General features: G+C 48.7%; 14 protein-coding genes. 8 read left to right on the top strand and 6 right to left on the bottom strand.

From position 1 onward, the window contains the following. Positions 1-116 precede the first annotated feature (116 nt). The 5 genes from MKY95_RS27265 (at position 117) to MKY95_RS27245 (ending at position 4991) form a co-directional block, all read left to right on the top strand. Entirely contained in the window at positions 117-575 is a 459-nt protein-coding gene (locus MKY95_RS27265; RefSeq protein WP_036605799.1) for a chemotaxis protein CheX, read from the top strand. A gap of 56 nt (positions 576-631) precedes the next feature. Further along, complete coding sequence (locus MKY95_RS27260) at positions 632-1405, top strand: SDR family oxidoreductase (protein WP_036605800.1); 774 nt, start codon at positions 632-634, stop codon at positions 1403-1405. Between the two features lie 212 nt (positions 1406-1617). After that, entirely contained in the window at positions 1618-2991 is a 1374-nt protein-coding gene (locus tag MKY95_RS27255; RefSeq protein ID WP_036605801.1) for a DEAD/DEAH box helicase, read from the top strand. Between the two features lie 27 nt (positions 2992-3018). After that, positions 3019-3771 (top strand): ABC transporter ATP-binding protein, encoded by a 753-nt coding sequence (locus tag MKY95_RS27250; protein WP_036605802.1) that lies wholly within the window; start codon positions 3019-3021, stop codon positions 3769-3771. Positions 3772-3773: 2 nt separating this feature from the next. Beyond that, entirely contained in the window at positions 3774-4991 is a 1218-nt protein-coding gene (locus MKY95_RS27245) for an ABC transporter permease (RefSeq protein ID WP_036605803.1), read from the top strand. Between the two features lie 169 nt (positions 4992-5160). Here MKY95_RS27245 and MKY95_RS27240 read toward each other — a convergent pair whose 3' ends face one another. From MKY95_RS27240 to MKY95_RS27230, 3 genes are all read right to left on the bottom strand, one after another. After that, positions 5161-5289 carry a hypothetical protein gene (locus MKY95_RS27240; protein ID WP_017692471.1) on the bottom strand — a complete coding sequence of 43 codons (129 nt, stop codon included), beginning with the start codon at positions 5287-5289 and terminating at the stop codon, positions 5161-5163. Between the two features lie 213 nt (positions 5290-5502). Then, the gene (locus MKY95_RS27235; protein WP_036605804.1) at positions 5503-6801 is read right to left on the bottom strand and encodes an aminotransferase class I/II-fold pyridoxal phosphate-dependent enzyme; all 1299 of its coding nucleotides are present in this window, start codon (positions 6799-6801) and stop codon (positions 5503-5505) included. Between the two features lie 178 nt (positions 6802-6979). Beyond that, positions 6980-7597, bottom strand: coding sequence for a pyridoxamine 5'-phosphate oxidase family protein (locus tag MKY95_RS27230; protein WP_036605805.1), 618 nt, complete (start codon positions 7595-7597; stop codon positions 6980-6982). Positions 7598-7752: 155 nt separating this feature from the next. Here MKY95_RS27230 and MKY95_RS27225 point away from each other — a divergent pair, with 155 nt between their 5' ends. Both MKY95_RS27225 and MKY95_RS27220 read left to right on the top strand, forming a co-directional pair. Beyond that, positions 7753-9210, top strand: a complete 1458-nt coding sequence (locus tag MKY95_RS27225; RefSeq protein ID WP_339200056.1) for a PLP-dependent aminotransferase family protein — start codon at positions 7753-7755, stop codon at positions 9208-9210. Between the two features lie 178 nt (positions 9211-9388). After that, a complete protein-coding gene (locus MKY95_RS27220; RefSeq protein ID WP_036605807.1) occupies positions 9389-10174 on the top strand; it encodes an AraC family transcriptional regulator in 786 nt (261 codons plus the stop codon). A gap of 347 nt (positions 10175-10521) precedes the next feature. On the opposite strand, the gene asd is transcribed toward MKY95_RS27220, so the two are convergent. Both asd and MKY95_RS27210 read right to left on the bottom strand, forming a co-directional pair. After that, entirely contained in the window at positions 10522-11313 is a 792-nt protein-coding gene (asd, locus tag MKY95_RS27215) for an archaetidylserine decarboxylase (RefSeq protein WP_036605808.1), read from the bottom strand. Positions 11314-11398: 85 nt separating this feature from the next. Then, complete coding sequence (locus MKY95_RS27210) at positions 11399-12529, bottom strand: YheC/YheD family protein (RefSeq protein WP_036605809.1); 1131 nt, start codon at positions 12527-12529, stop codon at positions 11399-11401. Between the two features lie 516 nt (positions 12530-13045). Here MKY95_RS27210 and MKY95_RS27205 point away from each other — a divergent pair. Next, entirely contained in the window at positions 13046-18259 is a 5214-nt protein-coding gene (locus tag MKY95_RS27205; protein WP_339195352.1) for a WIAG-tail domain, read from the top strand. A 170-nt stretch (positions 18260-18429) separates the two neighbouring features. On the opposite strand, the gene MKY95_RS27200 is transcribed toward MKY95_RS27205, so the two are convergent. Next, positions 18430-19995: a M4 family metallopeptidase gene (locus MKY95_RS27200; protein WP_036605810.1), complete on the bottom strand. Its 1566-nt coding sequence runs from the start codon at positions 19993-19995 to the stop codon at positions 18430-18432. Positions 19996-19999 lie beyond the last annotated feature (4 nt).

Here is a 19999-nt window from a genome sequence, read left to right as displayed (position 1 = left end):
ACACATGGTTTAACGAATTCTTAATGAATTCTTGTACGTGATAAAGTATAATAAATTTAATGAATATGGGACTTTTGGTGTGTGACCAATAACCCAGTGCGAGGGGGACATAGACAGTGAAAGCGGAAGTGATTAATCCTTTCCTGGAATCGGCACGGAACGTATTTGAACAGCTCATCCAGGTTTCGCCTTCCACCGGGAGTCTTGGCGTGAAAAATGTAGAGTACATTGCAGACCATGTCTGGATCGTGATCGGAATGACCGGACAACTTAGCGGAAACATTGTATTTGGAATTAATGAACAAGTTGCATTGAAAATTGTATCTGCGATGATGGGCGGTTTTGTCATTACAGAAATGGATGAAATGAGCAAAAGTGCGATTTCCGAACTGGGTAATATGATCAGTGGTAACGCCAGCACTATCCTGTCAAACCAGGGTGTTGTGGTCGATATTACACCTCCACAAGTGATGAAGTCCGAACATCTGACTACATTTAGTGCAACGAAAGCACTGAGCATTCCTTTGCTGATGGACGGCATTGGTGAGATGGATATTCAGGTCATGATCTCGTAGAATAGAACCATACGCCTCAAAAGGCAATATGTGTTCAATACGGGAGGACATCACGGATGCTGAAAGATCAGGTAGTGTTTATCACAGGTGCATCGAGTGGTATCGGTGCGCTGTGTGCGCAGATGCTGATAGAAGAAGGAGCCATCCCAATTCTGGCTGCCCGTTCACGGGACAAGCTGGAAGAGATTGGTGCCTCGCTGAAAGGGCCGCATGAATTACTCACGCTTGATGTTACGGATAGTGAGCAGGTTCAGGCAGCTGTGGATGCGATATTGCATAAATACGGACGAATCGACATTTTGCTGAACAATGCAGGTTACGGGAAATTCGCAGCGATGACAGAGATGTCTGTACAGGAATTCGATGAGATGATGGACGTTAATTACATGGGCATTGTCCGCTGTACCAAAGCAGTGCTTCCACAAATGCTGGAACGTGGCAAAGGTCAGATTGTGAACGTGGCCTCCATGGCTGGCAAAATTGGTACAGCCAAATCCGCTTCCTATACAGCTACGAAACATGCTGTCCTCGGATTTAGTAATGCGCTGCGTCAAGAGCTTCGCAAGACTGGCGTCCTGGTGACAACGATTAATCCGGGTCCGATTGATACACCATTTTTCCATCGGGCTGACCCTTCTGGCAATTATGTGAATAATGTACGCTGGATGATGTTGAAACCGGAAGACGTTGCGGGTCATATGATTCGGGCGATGAAAAAGCGCAAGGAAGAAGTGAATCTGCCAAGACTTGCTTCTGCTGGCATATGGTTGTACCAGCTATTTCCTCGTCTTGCAGATCGATTGTCGCACGGTGTAATGAATCAGAAGTAAATGTGATACGAGGCATCATATACGGAATGAAAGAAAGGCTCCGCCGAGGGGCTTTTCTTTTTTTTGGCGTGTATACATACAATTCTGGAATAAGATTTGGTACACAGGCTTTTTTCGCATATAATGAAAGGTAATGTGATGACAGGCTTCGGTTTTATATCCGTACAAGCAAGGCTAACATCAAAATGAATAAATTAAAAGGATGGACATACATGACGAATCAAACATTTGCTTCAATTGGCGTGGAACAGGATCTGGAGGCCGTTTTGGCGAAACATGGCATTAACGAACCTTCACCTGTACAGGCTCAGACGATCCCGGTTATTTTGGAAGGACGAGATGTCGTATCCAAATCCCAGACGGGAACAGGAAAAACGCTGGCATATCTGCTGCCACTGTTACAATCCATCAAAATGGATATCAAAGGTACGCAGAAACTCATTATTGCACCTACGCAAGAGCTGGCGATGCAAATTGTACGTGAAGCGCAGCGTTATGCGGAAGAACGTAAGATTGGCGTATTGGGTCTAATTGGAGGTGCAGCGGCTAAACGTCAGATCGAGAAGCTGCGTGAGCATCCACAATTGGTTGTGGGTACACCGGGACGACTGAAGGAATTGATTACACTCAAAAAACTGAAAATGCACAACGTTTCCACGATCGTTATCGATGAAGCAGACCAAGTGTTCCAACTTGGCGGCGTAAGTGACGTGAACTTTGTACTTAAGAGCGCATTGCGGGACCGTCAGCTGATCTTCCTGTCAGCAACCATTGATGAGCATACAGCTGGACTCGCAAAGCGTGAGATGAAAGAGCCTGTTCAGATCGGAATTGAACCGGATCGAGCTACGGCTGCGGGCCTTGAGCATTATTATTTTGTAGAAGAAAACCGTAACAAAATTGACATGCTGCGTCGTCTGGTTAGACAGTACAATCCGGATCGGGCAATCGTATTTGTGAATGCAACCGAAGATATCGGTGAAGTTGAAGCAAAAATGAATCATCTGGGCTTGTCCGCTGCTGCGCTGTATGGAGATGCTGACAAAGTGACCCGCAGTAACGTATTGTCTGCCTTCCGTAATGGCAAACTTCAGTTGCTGATTGCCAGCGAAGTGGCTGCCAGAGGACTGGATATCGAAGGTTTGCCAATGGTCATTAACTATGACCCTGCCTTTGACTCGGAGCACTATGTTCACCGTGCAGGTCGTACAGGCCGGATGGGACGCTCGGGTATCGTTTTGTCCATTGTGGATGAAACACAGATCTTTATTATGCGTAAATTCGCACGCGAACTCGGAATCGAACTGTCAGAACGTGTACTCTTTGGCGGTAAAGTATTGGAGGCTGACCCGCGTCCGGACACGCGGCCTGAGGGACATTCGTTCTCGAGAAAACCAGGACAATCCAGAGATCGCAAACCAGGTCAGGGCAATCGTAATGGGGGAACCAGAGCTACAATCTCCAATTCGCGTCCAGTGGGTAGCAAACCAACGGTTAATACAGGCCGCACGGAGCGCGACCAGGATCGTAAAAACAAAGGAGCACCCAAGTGGAGTAAAGATAAAACGCCACGCTCCGAAGAATAGAATCTGACGAAAGGGGTGCAGGGATAGATGGAAAACGTTCAATCGCCTGTTCTGCAAATCAGCGGGTTAAGCGGAGGTTATAGTGCCAAACGGCCCGTCCTTCACGGCATCGATCTGGAAGTTGGACGTGGAGAGATGGTCGGACTAATCGGCTTAAACGGTGCTGGCAAAAGCACAACCATGAAACACATCCTCGGCTTGATGACCCCTCAACAGGGCGAAGTGCGAGTGATGGGCAAGAAGCGGGACGAGGATGCGCAGATCTACCAATCGGCTATGGCATTTGTACCGGAATCACCCGAACTGTATGATGAGATGACGGTGATGGAGCACCTGGAGTTTACGGCAAGAGCGTACAATGTGTCGGAGGCTGATTTCAAACAACGTACGGAGAAACTGCTGGAACTGTTCCGTATGAATGAGAAAAGTACAAGTCTGTCGACTCACCTGTCCAAGGGGATGAGACAAAAGGTCATGATCATGTGTGCTTTTGTGGCAGGACCACCACTGTACATCATTGATGAGCCTTTCCTGGGACTGGACCCGCTGGGTATTCGCTCTTTGCTTGATTTTATGCTGGAGATGAAAGCTTCGGGATCATCCATCCTGCTCAGTTCACACATTCTGTCCACGATTGAAAATTACTGTGACCGTTTTATCGTTCTGCACCGTGGGCAGGTTATTGCTCAAGGTACGCTGAATGAACTGCGCTCCCAATTCGGGGAATCCGATGCCACGCTGGAGCACATGTTCTATTCCCTCGTACAAGGCAGGGATTGAGCATGGATCTCAAGCTGCTATGGAAGCAAAGACGCACAGGATTCTGGAATGGAATTCTTCCTTATCTGGGTTATGTGATCCAGAGCGGTGTAGCTATGGTTTTTTTATTTCTCGTCATTGCGTTCTCCGCCTGGTATACATCGTTTGTCCAGAACATTCCGGCGGAATTTCCGATTCGCTGGGTTGCATTGCTGCTGCTGGCACCACTAGTGCTGTTTAGCAGTTATCGTACATATCTGCTTCCGGCAGATATTGTGTTCCTGCGACCACAGGAATATCGGATGCAGGAATATTTGAAGAACAGCTTTGCCCGGGGCATCATCTATAAAACTCTCGGCTTGCTGCTTGTATTTGTTACACTGTGGCCGCTCTATGTCAGAGCAGATCTGGATGCACGGCCATTTGGCTGGTTCATTGTGTTCCTGCTGCTGTGGAAAGGGTTGTCCAGTTATGGAGCATGGCAAGAGCTAAGAATGGTTCAGGTTGGGGCAGCAAGAGGATATCGTCTCTTGCGATGGGCTCTGGCAGTGCTGGCGGTTAGCGCTTGGCTGTGGCAACCTCCGCAGCGCAGCGTCTGGTTCCTGCTGTTGCTGGCTGTTGTCTACATCGTCGCCCTGCGTATACCGGTGAAACATCGTGTAGCGTGGGAACGACTGATTCAGGTAGAGCAGGGTCAGGCTGGCAGGGTTATGCGGACGCTTGGCTGGTTTGTGGATGTACCTTCATCCGGACAGAAAGTAAGTTCGCGTCGCTGGCTTAGCAGATTGGGGAGTGGTCTTCCCTGGAATGCAGGTAAAGCTTACCGTTACTTGATAACCAAAACGTTTGTTCGAACCGAAGTGTTCTCAATCGTGTTACGCCTAGTTGTTCTGGGCATGTTACTATCCTGGTGGACAGCAGGCAGCTACTTTGGTGTCGGGGTGTATCTGTTCTTCCTGTTGCTTGCAGGTGTTCAGTTAGGTGCACTGCGTCGCAGTCATAGTGAATCGTTCTGGATTATGATCTATCCAATCTCGGGTGAGAGTCGTCGTTCTCAGGTGTTGGGATTCATATTCCATCTACATGCACTGGCTGCATTGCTCATGTGGTTGCCTATGCTGGCTGCCGGAGCAAGCGGACTGACTGTCACCGGAGTAGCACTTATTTTGGGTATACTGGTGATTGTGATCATGCGGCGTTCGCAAGGTAACAAGTGGTTGAAGGAAGAAGAGGACGAGTAAACGATCGGACACCTGACCAACTCGGATTATTACATTGGGTTCATCAGTGAGAGGTACAAAAGATAACAAAAGAAGGGTATGCCGGGCTGTATCCCGGTATACCCTTCTTTGTGCTGTAATGGAATCTTGCAATCAGATCACTTGATTCTCGCGCAAGTGTGTATTGATACTAACAGAGGAACGATTTAGTGATGATCACGAGCAAGATGAACAGAACGAGAATGGCACCTGTGTTTGTAAATCCTCCGCCGTAACCGCCGCATCCATAACCGCCTCTTGTATCTTCAACTCCAGACATGGTCATTCCCCTTTCAAGTGGTTGTTTGGCACGCCCTTGCGTACATCGTATATTATGTGCCATGGGGGTAGGCTGATTGGGCCGATGCCCGGTAAAGCCAGAAATTAAAGCTTTTGGGCTGATAAAACACAAAAGAACCCTTTGTATATTCAGTGACATGAAGCGTCGCCGTTATACAAAGGGTTCTTATAACATTCAGGGTTCAGGTATGATTTAACTCGTCCGCAGATCCTGAACTCCACGATAGATGGTTTCATACAGATCTTCCAACCCGGATTCTTCAATACAGGAGAAGGCGATTCGCAGATCCGATTCACCCAGCGCGATTGTACCCACACCATATTTGTGCAGCAAATGGCTTCGAAGTTCTTCAGCGCCAACTTCTTTCAGCTTCAGGCACATGAAGTAACCGGAGTTGAACGGATAATAGTCCCATGCATCTCCATACTTGCCGCTATCGAGAATGGTTTTTACCTTATTGGCACGGCCTTTCATAATCTCGAACTTCTCCTGTTTCTGTGCTTCAAATTCCGGTGCTTTGAGCGCATCCAGTACAAAAGTCTGGGAAGGATGCGGGCCACTGGAGATCGTTGCCCGGATAATACCGAGTGTTTTTTGTTCCAATGCATGCAGAACGGCTGCATCTTCATGGGCATACGTAATGAATCCAACGCGGAAGCCCCATACGAATTCTTCCTTGGTTGCACCATCCACTTTTACGGTCAACACACGTGGATGAATGTTGGCAAGTTTGCCAAACAGGGATTCATGAATGGAATCTTCGAAGAACAGTCCAAAGTAGGCATCATCTGTTACAGCAACCACGTTAACGCCGGCTTCAGCTGCCTGAAGAATCGTGTTCACAATGGCATCTGCTTCTTCGGCTCCAGGCGTATAACCTGTAGGGTTATTCGGGAAGTTGAGCAGAACGATGGCTTTACCTTTGTCCTTTTGATCAAGCAAAGCCTGAAGCAGACCATCACTGTTGAAGTTCAACTGATCATCGAACAGGGGATAATGAACCAACTGGCCATGACGACGAATTCCGAAGGTCAGCTCGTAATTTTCCCAGTTTTTATCTGGATATATGACAGCGTCCCCTTCATCGGCGAACAGGTCGGCTACGATACTAAGTCCATGGGTTAATGCATTGGTTACAATCGGATTGCCAAACGTTTTGCCTTCCAGAGAAGGTGTTTCCTTCAGCATCTTGTCTCTCCAAACGGTCCGCAATTCAGGTTTGCCTGCAGGTGGAGCGTAAGGATACAGATCCTTTGGTTGGAATGCAGACAGCTTCTCCTGAATAACCTGAAGATGCATCGGCACACCACCCTCCAGGGCGATACCAATCGTGGCATTATGGGTCTTGGCCAAGCTTGCTGCTTCAGCAGATTGACTCAAAATCCCCTCTTTAGGAAAATAAATTTCTTTGCCAAGCTGTGACAGCATGGAGTAGACGTGACTGCTGCCTGTCTGAATACTTTCGTTCAACTGTTCAGCCAGTGGATTCATTCTTTTCATCCTTCCAAGTCTTTGTGATTCAACTGCCTAACATTATATCACCTTGACATGCCCCCGTCACGGAAATTACGCAATATGACAGTTATATCACTTTACCGCGTTGTTGCAGAGGGTTTTCGGGTGGGTTATCGTTGTATTCGACCTTGGAGTAATCCTCAAGAAATGAAACTTATTGCTGATGAAATGGACAGTATTTCCGCATCATTTCAGCAGTTTCGGCATCTCTTCCTTCATTGCGCTGTTCCAGTTCACCACGGATATGATCGAATCGTTCACTCGAGAGGTTTTGTCCAAATTTAAACTTGGCACTGATCCTTTCAGGACTAATTCGGACTACGGCTACAGCTTTGAGGTTTCCTGTGTAACGCGAGTCAGTAGCGTCAATGGGTACATATCCGCCTTGCGGCTGGAGTTTCTCCATGAATCGTTGCAGTACCTTACCTTTGATGTCCAGATCTTTAACCGGTTCAGCCTGACCAAAGGCCATAACACTTTTGAAGAAAGAAGTCGCTGGACAAGCAAGCTCAGGATCACTGAAATAAGATGGAATCAGGGAGAACTCTTCAGCTACTGTGAAACTGACCGACGAATCCTGTTTGATCTGTTTCATCTTCTCGCCAGCCAGACTGCCGTGAAAATAAAAGCAACCGTCCATATATACGAAATTCAGCGGTGTAACCCGTGGTTGTCCGTCCGGACTGACCGTTCCCAGAAACCCGAAGGAGCACTGATCCAGAAATGCGGTAATTTCCTGTTCTTCATCTACTGTGAATTCTTTCCGTCTCATGTGTATTCCCCCATCATTGAATGTATAATAGAACGCCATATCTTATGGATAACCATAGTTCATACATTGACAATGAAATAGATCCAATTTACATTCACTTTAGTAGGCCAATTAGTCGGGGATCACAGATGAATACAAATGAAGAGAGGTGCATGATGGAATTGTGGCTGCCGATGGATACCTATGAACTTCAGCATCGATACAAGTATGAGGCCTTGTACCATGCGTTACGTGATGCCATTCATGCAGGCACATTGGTGGGAGGCACGCGGCTTCCTTCCACCCGTGAGCTGGCAAAGCAATATGAGATGTCACGTGGTTCGGTAGCTCAGGTATATGACATGTTGCTTGCGGATGGTTATGTCCATGCACATCGGGGAAGAGGTACATTTGTCACCGAAACATTATCCACTCAGGAAAATGAAAAACAGGAAGCCGTTCTCAAGTTGTCTCCCTGGGGCGAACGAGTACAGATGTTGAATACGCAACATGAAATCCTGCGGACTCAGATGTCTTCACCGAAGGCGTCCGTCATTAATTTTCAAATGCAGCGCATGCCTGCAGAACATTTCCCGTTAGGGGAGTGGAAGAGTGCACTCGCTGCGGTTCATCGCAGTGGTTGGCGAGAATCGAGCGGTGTAGCAGGTGATCCGGAGCTGCGTGAGGCCATCGCCTCCCATCTCAGATGGACACGTGGTATTCAGGCTGAACCCTCTCAGATTGTATTGTTCAGTGGTTCAATGCAAGGCATCACCTTACTATCCCAGCTGTTGATCACAGAGGGGGCAGCAGTTGTATTAGAGAATCCGGGGTATCCGGGCATCGCTCATGCCGTCAAGTCCTGTGGTGGGCATATCATCCCGGCAGAGCTGGATGCCGCAGGCATTATTCCTCAGCCTTGGGGGGCACAGACGTTATTTGTCACCCCTACCCGGCAGTTTCCAACAGGGGCCGTGCTGGGATTGGACAGAAGACGTGCCTTGCTTGCGTGGGCCTCAAAGCGGAATGCGGTCATCATTGAAGATGATTACGACAGTGAATTCCGATGGGGTGGAAGACCAATTGAACCCCTCAAAGTGCTTGATCGTGAACAGCGCGTCATCTACGTTGGTTCATTCTCACAAACGATGGTTGCTTCGTTTCGACTTGGCTACGCCGTACTGCCACCTGGTCTGGTAGAACCTCTGCTTGCCGCCAAGGCGTTGTATGAACCGGTACCTCCGGCGCTGTTAGAGCAGCGCGCACTGGCAAAATTTATGACCAGAGGAGGTTACCTGAGGCACTTACGACGGTTAACCCGGTTATATGGGGAACGGCATGATTTTTTTGTCCGCGAGATGGAACTACAGTTGCCGGAGGCATTCACAATGCAGCTTGGTGATGCAGGACTGCATATCTACGCTACCTGGAATGGCGATGTGGACAGTTATCAGCGATTTAAAAAGCTTGCTCAGGAGGATGGCATATTGTTCCGTGATGCAGAGCGATATCGGTTGACTTCAGGTCATCCGGCGGCCTGTTTTGCTTTTGCACATCTGGAGAAAGAAGAGATGACAGAGGGAATCCGGCGAATGCGGCTAGCCTGGGAGAAGTGCACATTTTCGTTTCGGTGAATTCCGCTGTATAATGGGATAAGACATTTCGCTCCTGTAGGGGCAGAGATTATATATGAGCAAGTTGGATTGAATCATGCAAGATACTGAAATACATATGGCCTGGATTGAAGAAGTGAGATTCAGATCAGAATGATGCCATATGCAGAGAGATTAACTATCAAGGGGGAGTGGCGACATGCTGCAGGCATCGCCGTCATCATTTGTTATTTTGCCCGCTGTCGCCAAAATTGTCTGTGAACCGGGCTGGAAGTGGCAGAAACGGGAAAAACCGATGCAAAACTATGATTTATTTTATGTATGGAGTGGTGAAGGAACGCTTGTACTGAATGACCAGTCGTATGAAGTTGGCAAGGGTAGTTGTTTTTTGTTCAGGCCAGGAGATCATCCTACTGCAACACATAATAAGCAAAAACCGTTGGTACTTACGTATATTCACTTTGATGTGGACGTGCCTGTTGCTGACGTTCCCCAGTCCTATCGCGAGGTACAGGAAACGGTGGAGTTTGAGCACTTGCTGGCACGTTATGTAAGACTGTTCTTATCGGATGTGTACGGACGTGATGAAGAGAGCCGATTGATTCTGAAACAATTGATGATTCATCTGCTGCGCGCCGATACGGAAGAACCTGTGGAGAAAAAGGTGAGCAACCAGTTGTCCGATGTCATCCAGGAGGTCGCCAATTATGTGCGTCAGCATCCCGGGATTACGCATCGGGTGGAAGATCTGGCTGCGCGGGCTGGCTTATCGCCCCGATACTTCTCGATCAAGTTCAAGGAACTGGTGGGATCATCGGTGCAATCTTATATTATCCGCATGCGTATTGAACGGGCGGAACATCTGCTGGTGCATACCGGCATGAATGTGACCGAAGTGGCGGATGCTCTGGGCTACCGGGATATTTTCTTCTTCAGTCGTCAGTTCAAGCAGTATACCGGCAAAAGCCCGTCCGAGATTCGTTAAAATTCTAATGAGAAAAACAGGAAACCGTTTCAAGTCTGGAATGCAAGGGTAATTATCTAGCATTCCAGATGACCAAAAGGGGGAACTTATGATGAACGGAAAACGTCGGGTCCGCAACCGGGGATGCTCTACGAAGGGATGCAATATTTTCCGGAACCGTCTGCGTCGCTTCAAACCGGCAGAGGACTTGCAAGATGTGTGGTTTTGAGGAGAACTCAGCAGACCAATAACGACGGAGCGAAGCTTCGTATTGCATGTATATATGGATGAATATGAATTCATAAAGAGGATGGCGCAATACCTGGTTACAGGTGCTGCGCCATCCTCTTTATTTGCGTATGGACTCATTAGTTCTTCGGTTTTAAACGACCAAGCAATGCTCCCATTTTGACGGAATCGCCTGGCTGTAAGCCCGGGTTTGGTTCGAATGTGCCACTCTGCGTCAGCAGAACAACGGTGGAACCGAATTCAAAATAGGCCAGATCATCGCCTTGTGCCCAGGTACTTATGTCCGTATCAGCATATTGTATGCTACTCACGTTCATCGCACCTACTTTGACAACCGCCACTTCACCGTAATCATGTGCGATATACGTAATGAGTCGTTCGTTTCGACTAAGCACGGATCTCATATGGGTCAGGCCAAAGTCATTCACGGGATAAACTTTGCCTTTGATGTGTTCGCTCTCTATCTTGCGGCCGCTGACAGGTGCATGAATGCGGTGATAGTCGCGAGGGCTGAGATAGAGGACGAACCCGTACCCGTGCTTGTACTTCTCCAGATGGGGAGAATGGTTTAATAATTCAGCAAGTGTATAATTTTGTCCCTTAACATTCAGGAGTGTCCCTGCAGATATTGGACCGGCTGCCGTAATCTTGGCATCTACCGGGCTGATCAGTGCATGCTCTGAAAGTTCCAACGGGCGCATGCCCGGCTTTAATTTGCGGGTAAAGAAATCGTTCAGTGAACGGTATTCCTTCCAGTCTTTCTCGGCCTCCTGAACAGGGATGTCGTAGGTCCGGACAAAATAAGGGATAAATGCCTTACTTCCCCGGCTTTTGGAGAAGGCTCCCACGGTCCGGGAGATCCATTTGCGCGAAGAAAGCTCGGTCATTAATCGCAACAGCGTTTTTGCCATGAATATCCCCCTTAGGGTTAATGCGAACTTCAAGGCCGGCAAGACCGGCCGTTCTGCATAATATTGACACAGAATGCACACGAAATCAATATAGTCTCCTATCGTATGTCTGCGGTTGTCTCGGAATTCTCGAATTCTGTTCCAGCAGCAGACGCCCATAAGCCATCGGTTTGCTGTACGTTGCCTTCCAGTGTTCCGACATTCCCGCCTTGCGAAAACCGTAACGCTGATCCCGTCCATTGCATTCAATAAAATAGATCTGGCCGCTGCGCGTTATCCCGAGATCAAGACCCAGATCAGCCAGATGTGGCAGACTGGCCGCCAGGTTCTGGGCAATTCGAAGTGCAACGAGTCCGATTCTGTATTCCAATTGGGCCAGGTCAAAGCCAGATTCCCCTAATCCAAGGGCCTCTGCGAGCTTCATGACTTTACCGCCCTGGGCGATATTGCTGACAAACGTATGGGCAGGAGCCGCTTTGGCAAACATGCCTGTTATTCCCCAAAGACCATCGCTGCCACGTTGTACAGATACCCGCAAATCTACCGGCCTGCCCTCATAACGTACCAGTGGGATACGCTCTTCAATGAGGTAGGCATGGCGAAAGATCCGCCTTAGGGTGGCGGAAGGAAGCTGTCCTTTGCTCAATCGGAAGGTAGCCCACCCTTTGCGTGCCGCCTTCGTCTCACAGGTTAGTTTCCACTGCCCATCTCGCTCGAAGACTCGCATAATCCCATGACCGATGCTACCGCTGCATGGTTTGATGACGAGGTCATCATATTGTTCCATCATATAGGCCAGAGACTCTGGCGTAGCTTTGACTGCACGGGGCAGGTGTTCTCGCAAGGCGAGGTCCTGATGAAGCATGTCATGAATGTGATCTTTACGGTACCGGTTGCGAACGTTGAATACCTGGATACCCTGCAACATCAGCTTGGTAATCTGATGCTGTTCCGTCCGGCGAAGCTGGAGTGAGCGGTTATGAATGACGGAGGGCAGTGGCATACGCTCGCGAACATATCTGCCTTCTTTTTTAACATAGGCAAGACATGTTTTTTGATCCGAATCGATATCTTCCAGCCTCAAAAAGCAGGGGGTTAATCCATAACTGGCCGCTGCCTGTTCATAATTCGCGAGTGATTCCTGACCGGTCCTTCCGGCCGGTATCCCCCGGTACATGCGTGAATCGAACATAATGCCGATCGTTTCTTGGAGCATGACCGTTCCTCCTTCGATGTTATCGCGACCATGGATCGTCCATTCATGGAATGCCGGCCTGTCACCGCATGGCTCAGACATCGCGATAACGCAGACCGGTGTGTAAGATGCATCGCCAAGCACTAGTGCTTGCTCAAGGCGAGTCTAAAACTCTGAAGGAAGCAGGTTTTGCCGAATCTTCGTTCCAAGCAAGGAGGTTTTCCGCAGGCGTGCCGGGGCACGGCTAGGGAAAGTGACACAGCAGGGGGGCGAAAAGACGGTGAAAGATGCACTTCAGCGAGTTTTCAGACACGACCTAGATATAATATCCTATGACATGACTGGGACGGGGGCGTGGACAGCCGCCTTTCCTCTGCAGCCCTGACACGCCTATTTCCACGAAGATCATCGAACCTTCCTGTCTTGACGCCTGTACATTCGTGCTCTGGAATCCGCAAAAGTCATAAATGAAGTGGCAGATGCCCATATGGAAGCATATGATGCCGGAGACGAACGTTAGAGGAAGGAGCAAGCTGCATGAGTAAAAATGGCAAAAAGAAGGTTCCAACGCCGAAACTGCGGCATGTGAGCCCGAAATACAAAGAATTGGAACTGACTGATCGCCGGGCAGACAAGATGAACTCAGGTTTCACTGTGAATAGGGAAGAACGTTTGAATACGAATAAAAGGGAATCAAGGGCTGTTCAGGAGTCGGAAGAATTCCTATTCGACTCAATGGAGCTACCTGCTTCAACAAACGAGCTGGAAGAGGTGGAGATCGAAGCCGAAATCAAGCCGGAACCCGTAGAGTCTGATAGCAAGGAAATCGAGACAGAAGATAGCTCGGATAAACAAATTCAGGTTAGCAGCGTGGCTCCGCCTGTTCTGGAAGAAGAGGTGGATATCATCAAGCAAGAAACAACAAGCAAGGACCGGCTGCAGATCCTGAACCAGAACCAGATGCCGGGTCATACCGGACATTACATCTACACGGACGACTTGAGTGAATTTGCTGTTACGGAGAGCAAGTTGGCTCCTTTCTCTGTAGATGCCTCCAAGCTGAAACCGGATGCGGTTGGCAGTGAAGCATTGCAGGATTATGCGGTGACCAGCATTCACATTGCAGACGGGGCCATCGTTTCAGCGAAACTTGCGGAAGCGTCTGTATCTGAGGAGCACCTGATTGACGGTTCTGTGTCTGGTCACAAAATACGAAATGCTTCTATTGCCGGTGAGAAAATCAGAGATGGCAGTATTACTTCTCAGAAGCTTGGCAACCAGGCCATCGATTCGGCCAAAATTGCCGACGGTTCTATCAGCACAAGACATCTCAGCCGGATGCTGGTAACGGAAGAATTAATCAAGAATCATGCCGTAACTGGAGACAAGATCGCGATTAGCGGGGTGGATACAAGGCATCTCACGGGAGGAGCTGTGAATACCTCCAAACTGGCTGACGATGCAGTGACTACAACCAAAATTCGTGAAGCTGCTGTCACAGGCAGCAAAATCGAAGAACACTCCATCGAGTCCCACCACATTCAGGCAGGTGCTGTTAAACAGACACATCTGGCAGAAGGGTCTGTCGGTCGTTCCCAACTATTAAGTGGCAGTATTGGAAGTGACCAGATAGAGGATGGATCCATACAAACAAGACATTTAGCTGAGGGTTCACTAACTGGAAGACATCTCCTGGACGGTTCAATCGGATCAAACCAGATTCGCGCTCATTCCGTTGGCAAGGAGCAGATTGGCAATGGAGAAGTGGGCAGTGAGCATTTGACGGAAGGTGCAGTAACCAGTAGCAAACTGGCAGACCAGTCTGTTGGAACAGCAAAATTGCTGGAACAGTCCATTACGGCATCCAAGATCTCTGATCAGAGCGTCATTTCTTCCAAAATTGCGGATGAAGCGGTACAAGGTAAACATCTTGCCAAAGGGTCCATTCGTGCGGAACACATTGCAAATCGGGGAATTACGCCAGTACATGTGGACAATTCCGCAATTCACTCTATTCACATTGCAAGTGGAAGCATCGAGGCAGCTCATCTATCTGCCGGAAGTGTGTCCGGAGACGCTCTTGCAGACGACGTGGTGTGTGAGCGGCATCTTGCAGAGTCGGCCGTGGGTACGTATGAATTGCAGGATGGTGCCGTTACAGACGTTAAACTTGCGGATGGAAGTGTGACAACAGAAAAGCTTGGAACGGCATCGGTGAGTAGCAGAGCGCTTGCCCCGGGAAGTGTTATATCCTCGCATCTTGCGAGTGGTGGAGTCACAGGGACACATCTGGCTCCAGGCAGCGTGGGTTCCGAGGCCCTGAGACCTTATGCAGTGAAATCGGAACATCTGACAGAACACGCCGTAGGTGTACCTCATCTTCAGCCGGGTAGTGTTGAAACGGATGCGATTGCACGGGCCGCGGTCACAACAGACAAATTGGCTATTGATAGTGTAACTTCAGCCCAGCTGGCTGGCGGGTCCATTTTTCCGCCTCATCTAACAGATCATGCGGTTACCTCCCCCAAGCTTTCACCAGAGAGTGTTGCAACAGATAAACTGGCGGATTTTGCTGTCACGTCAGCTAAACTGGCAGACGGCAGCGTGACTTCTTCCAAGATTATGGCAGAGAGTATTAACGCCAAACATATTCCAGCAGGAACCATTCGCGGATATCACCTGAAGCAGCATGCCGTTTCCCTGGAACATTTGTCGGAAGAAATACGCTCGCCCGAGTTATTTGCTGATGGCAGTATTACCGGCAACAAACTTCAGCATGGCTCCATAAGTGCGGACCATTTGACAGCAGACTCGGTATCCGGGACAGAACTGCAACAGGCTGCTGTAGGTAGCGAGCACTTGCAGCCATCCGTTGTACAATCCGTCCATCTGGCTGAAGGCAGCGTGAAATCTGACCATTTGGGGACTCAAGTAGTGAGCTCACAGCATCTGAAGCCAGACATCATTCATGAGGAGCATATTGCTGAACAGGTGGTCACATCGCATCACTTGGCACCTGGATCTGTCGAAACAGACCATCTGGCACCTTTATCCATTACAGCGGCTCACCTTCAGCCAGGTTTGATCAGTGGTTTGCATCTTCAGGCAGAGTCGACAAGTGCTGTTCACCTGCAGCAAGGAGCTGTGCATTCCCGTCATATTCAAGATGGTGAAATTCTTCCTCATCATATCCATGAACGCAGCATCGGAACATCTCATCTGGAAGAAGAAGCGGTAAGTACGATTATTTTGCAGGATGAATCTGTAACACGCTCCAAACTAGCAACGGGTAGTGTGGATGGCAGCAAATTAGCTGCAGGAAGCGTATCGGCTACTCACCTTGCCAATGAAAGTGTGCAAACCCATCATATCCAAGAAGGAGCAATCCTTGCTGATCATATTCAAGAGTGCAGTATTGGCTCAGTTCATTTGGATGAGGAGTCTGTAAGTGCAGTTCATTTGCAAAATGGATCTGTAACAAGTGCCAAACTGGCGGATGGCAGTATCAACGGCAGCAAATTGCTTGAAGGAACCGTATCGGGGGTTCATATTGCGTCCGAAAGTGTGCAAACCGGGCATATTCAGGCAGGGGCCATTCATGCTGACCATATTCTGGAGCGGAGCATCGGCACAACCCATCTGGAGGAGGAAGCAGTAAGTGCGATTCACCTGCAAAATGGGTCTGTCATCAGTGCCAAACTGGCCGACGGCAGTGTAACCGGCAGCAAGTTGATCGAAGATGCAGTGTCGGGAATCCATATCGCTTCTGAAAGTGTGCAATCCCGCCATATCCAGGCAGGAGTAATCCTTGCTGACCATATTCAGGAGCACAGCATTGGCATGCTTCACTTGGAACAGGAAGCAGTAAGTGCCATTCATCTGCAAAATGGATCTGTAACAAGTACCAAGTTGGCCGACGGCAGTGTAACCGGCAGCAAGTTGCTCGAAGGAGCAGTATCAGATATCCACATTGCAGATGATAGTGTGCAATCCAGTAAGATTCAGGCAGGAGCCATTCATGCTGATCATATTCAAGAGCGGAGCATCGGCACAGCACATTTGGAAGAGGAGTCTGTAAGTGCCATTCATTTGCAAAATGGAGCTGTAACGAGTGCCAAACTGGCGGATGGTAGTATAACTGGCAGCAAGTTACTCGAAGGTACGGTATCCGGGATTCATATCGCATCGGAAAGTGTGCAATCCGGGCATATTCAGGCAGGAGCTATTCATGCTGTTCATATTCAGGAGCGAAGCATCGGCACAGCCCATCTGGAGGAGGAAGCCGTAAGTGCGGTTCATCTGCAAAATGGGTCCGTCACAAGTGCCAAATTGGCTGACAGTAGCATTAGCGGCAGCAAATTGCTCGAAGATACTGTATTGGGGAGCCATATCGCGTCGGAAAGTGTGCAAACTCGCCATATCCAGGCAGGAGCGATCCTTGCTGATCATATTCAGGAGCATAGCATTGGTACGTCCCATCTGGAAGAGGAAGTCATAAGTGCGGTTCATCTGCAAAATGGGTCTGTAACGAGTGCCAAACTGGCGGATGGCAGTGTGAGCAGTGACAAACTGCTAGAAGATGCGGTGTCGGATGTCCATATTGCCAATGGAAGTGTGCAATCCCGTCATATCCAAGAGAAAGCCATACATGCTGACCATATTCAAGAGCGAAGCATTGGAATCTCCCACCTCAAAGCCGAATCGGTAAGTTCGATTCATCTGCACAATGGTTCCATAACAAGTGCCAAAATGGCTGACGGCAGTGTAAACGGTAATAAATTGCTTGAAGGTGCGGTATCGGCTATCCACATAGCAGACAAAAGTGTGCAAACTCGTCATATCCAGGATGGAACCATTCTTGCTGATCATATTCAAGAACGCAGTATTCGCACAACTCATCTGGAAGAGGAAGCAGTAAGCGGGGTTCATCTGCAAAATGGGTCCGTCACCAGTGCCAAATTGGCCGATGGCAGCGTGAACGGCAGCAAACTGAGTGAGCAGAGTATTACCTCTAATCATTTGAATGCGGGGATTGTAGGTCCAGCGCATCTGAGCGAAGAGATATGGAATGCGATTCGTCAGTTCAGTGGAGAAACGCTGGAGCAGCTGGCAGCTATCAAAAGACAAGAGGGATTGCTTCAACCAGAAAATGAGGTTGTACAGCAATCACAGCAGGTAATCGTCGAGGCATTACCGAGTGCTGGTCTGGAGCAACAACAAGAGCTGGTATCCCAAACAGATCAGCTTGGCGAACTACCGGCAGCTTTGTTCACAACTGAGCAGGCAGTGCAGGCAGATCAGGAAGATCAGGCTCAGCAACCACAGCTTGAACAGTCACAGGAGATCGCTGGAACTACGGAGTTTATGTTAAGTGAACAATCGATTAAACAGGAGCATCTCTGTGATGATACCGTGGGCAGCAGCCAGTTGCAATCGGGGGCAGTTCAAGCCAAACATCTGGCCTTCCAGCCCGTTCGCAGCGTAAGCAAACAACCGGTTGTACAACAATTCGGAATGGAAGCTTTTGTACTGCCAGAGAGTGAAGTATGCACAGAGGTAACTGTTGTTTTTGAAGAGTCATTTGCTTCAGAACATTATGTGATTGTGGGCATGAGTAATGATCGGGGATTCCAGATTTCCTTGCTCTCGCAGAGTGAGGATGAAGCGGTACTTGAAGTGTCACGTACAGCAGATTGCAAGCATACGTACGGATTGTTGTCATGGATTGCTGCGGGACCTTCGCAAGGATAGTGCAGGATTGTATCCGTAATAAACAAATGACAAAAGCGGTGTCCAGAGTTGTCCGGGACACCGCTTTTGATTGATATCAGCTTAATCCGTTCGGACGGTGAGGGGTGTCTGAACGTTTTGTTACCATTAGGATGAGTACATTATAAGTTGAACTACAATAAAATAAGATTTTACAGGCCTACAGCTTGATATGCTTTGGTAATAGCAGTAGCTTCAGCGGAAGTTGCTCCGTACAGATCTTTGGCTGCTTGAATGGTAGCTGTTTTGGCAGCGGCAAATTTGGACGTTGGTGTCAGGTAATTCACCAGTGTGCTGTAGAAAATCTGGATCGCTTTATCCCGACCGATTCCGGTAACAGTCACACCATTATGTGTTCCGCCTTGAGCAGCAAGGAAATAGGCTTTATTGATGATACCACTGTTGATATGGACACCGCCGTTGTCCTGTGAGCCTGTGTAGCGATCGCTGTATTTGTCAGGTTGACCATACAATGTAGGGTTGGAGAGGGAGCGTAGCGCATCTCCTGGAGTGTTAGGTGTGTAGATATCATCACCGAGCAGCCAGTTTTTGCTTTGGATCGTATTACCGAAAATATCGGCAAAGGCTTCATTGAGTGCGCCTGGTTCATTGCGATATTCCAGATTGGCTGTATATTCAATAACACCATGCGTCAATTCATGGCCCACAACATCCAGATCACCAGACAGGGATCGGAACATCGTTCCATCGCCGTCACCAAAGACAATCTGTGCCCCGTTCCAGAAGGCGTTATTGTAATTGGAGCCGTAGTGCACGGTTGATCTGATCAACAATCCGTTACCATTAATACCGTTACGGTTGAATTTGTTTTTGTAGAAATCATACGTAGCAGCGGCATGAGCGTGAGCATCTACACCTGCACGATCAGTCCATACATTATCCGAATCTGTGAGCAAGCTACCAGGCAGTGATGAGCCATTGTTCGCCGTGTACGTTTGGATGCCATTGCCGCGAGTGGTGTCTTTCAGTTGGAAGGTGCTGCCGGATTGGGTGGTTGTCAGGGTTTTGGTATCTCCAAGTACACCTGTACCTGTTCCGGTGGCAAAGTTAATGAGGTCAAACTGGGATACGATACTGCCATCCACTGCGTTAATGAAATATTTGGTCCGTAGAGGGGCAGGTTCGAGTACGTTTACTTCCGTAATGTAAACCAGATACGTCTGACCATCTTCTTCATGATGATAGATGTTCAATTCAGCTTGAGGTGTGATTTCCGCGGCGCCAAGCTCTCCAATCCGGGAGGTTGCTTCTTCGGTTGCAATCTGGATCGCGTCTTCTCCGCTGATCTCGGCTACACCATCATTCGGAATGGCCTGCTCTTCAATCGGTGGAAGATCGCCAAGTGCGGAGCTCACGGCTCCGGTTTTGTCCAGGTGGACCGTCTGTTCTGCACCATAAACCGGGATACCTTTAATATACTGTTTCAGGCGGAAGTGTCTTACGCCAGATGTATCTGTGTTTCTTTTGACAATTTTGAGTTGGGATTTCACATCGGAATTCAGGAGTTGTTCCTGCTGTCCAAGATAATTAAAGATAGTGTCATCTGTTCCACTGTTCAATGGAATACCCTCCTCAGAAGCATAAGGGGCCTGAAGTGGAATGGATTGATCAGACACTGGAGCTGCAGTAGCAGAGGACACGGAAGCGAGCAAAAGAGCTCCTCCAAGAATTGTTGGCATAACTTTGGCAAATTTCATAGTA

This window comes from Paenibacillus sp. FSL P4-0176 (assembly GCF_037975265.1).
GTDB lineage: Bacteria > Bacillota > Bacilli > Paenibacillales > Paenibacillaceae > Paenibacillus > Paenibacillus amylolyticus.
Note: the sequence above shows the minus strand (reverse complement) of the source record. Positions and strands in the feature narration are given on the sequence as shown.

What these genes read in the sequence shown, in the direction of transcription:
- MKY95_RS27210 (WP_036605809.1), bottom strand. Translation starts at nt 12,529, where the DNA reads ATGCTCCAAGAAACGATCGGCATTATGTTCGATTCACGCATGTACCGG.
- MKY95_RS27260 (WP_036605800.1), top strand. Translation starts at nt 632, where the DNA reads ATGCTGAAAGATCAGGTAGTGTTTATCACAGGTGCATCGAGTGGTATC.
- MKY95_RS27225 (WP_339200056.1), top strand. Translation starts at nt 7,753, where the DNA reads ATGGAATTGTGGCTGCCGATGGATACCTATGAACTTCAGCATCGATAC.
- MKY95_RS27200 (WP_036605810.1), bottom strand. Translation starts at nt 19,995, where the DNA reads ATGAAATTTGCCAAAGTTATGCCAACAATTCTTGGAGGAGCTCTTTTG.
- MKY95_RS27220 (WP_036605807.1), top strand. Translation starts at nt 9,389, where the DNA reads ATGCTGCAGGCATCGCCGTCATCATTTGTTATTTTGCCCGCTGTCGCC.
- asd (WP_036605808.1), bottom strand. Translation starts at nt 11,313, where the DNA reads ATGGCAAAAACGCTGTTGCGATTAATGACCGAGCTTTCTTCGCGCAAA.
- MKY95_RS27240 (WP_017692471.1), bottom strand. Translation starts at nt 5,289, where the DNA reads ATGTCTGGAGTTGAAGATACAAGAGGCGGTTATGGATGCGGCGGTTAC.
- MKY95_RS27205 (WP_339195352.1), top strand. Translation starts at nt 13,046, where the DNA reads ATGAGTAAAAATGGCAAAAAGAAGGTTCCAACGCCGAAACTGCGGCAT.
- MKY95_RS27230 (WP_036605805.1), bottom strand. Translation starts at nt 7,597, where the DNA reads ATGAGACGGAAAGAATTCACAGTAGATGAAGAACAGGAAATTACCGCA.
- MKY95_RS27255 (WP_036605801.1), top strand. Translation starts at nt 1,618, where the DNA reads ATGACGAATCAAACATTTGCTTCAATTGGCGTGGAACAGGATCTGGAG.
- MKY95_RS27235 (WP_036605804.1), bottom strand. Translation starts at nt 6,801, where the DNA reads ATGAATCCACTGGCTGAACAGTTGAACGAAAGTATTCAGACAGGCAGC.
- MKY95_RS27245 (WP_036605803.1), top strand. Translation starts at nt 3,774, where the DNA reads ATGGATCTCAAGCTGCTATGGAAGCAAAGACGCACAGGATTCTGGAAT.
- MKY95_RS27250 (WP_036605802.1), top strand. Translation starts at nt 3,019, where the DNA reads ATGGAAAACGTTCAATCGCCTGTTCTGCAAATCAGCGGGTTAAGCGGA.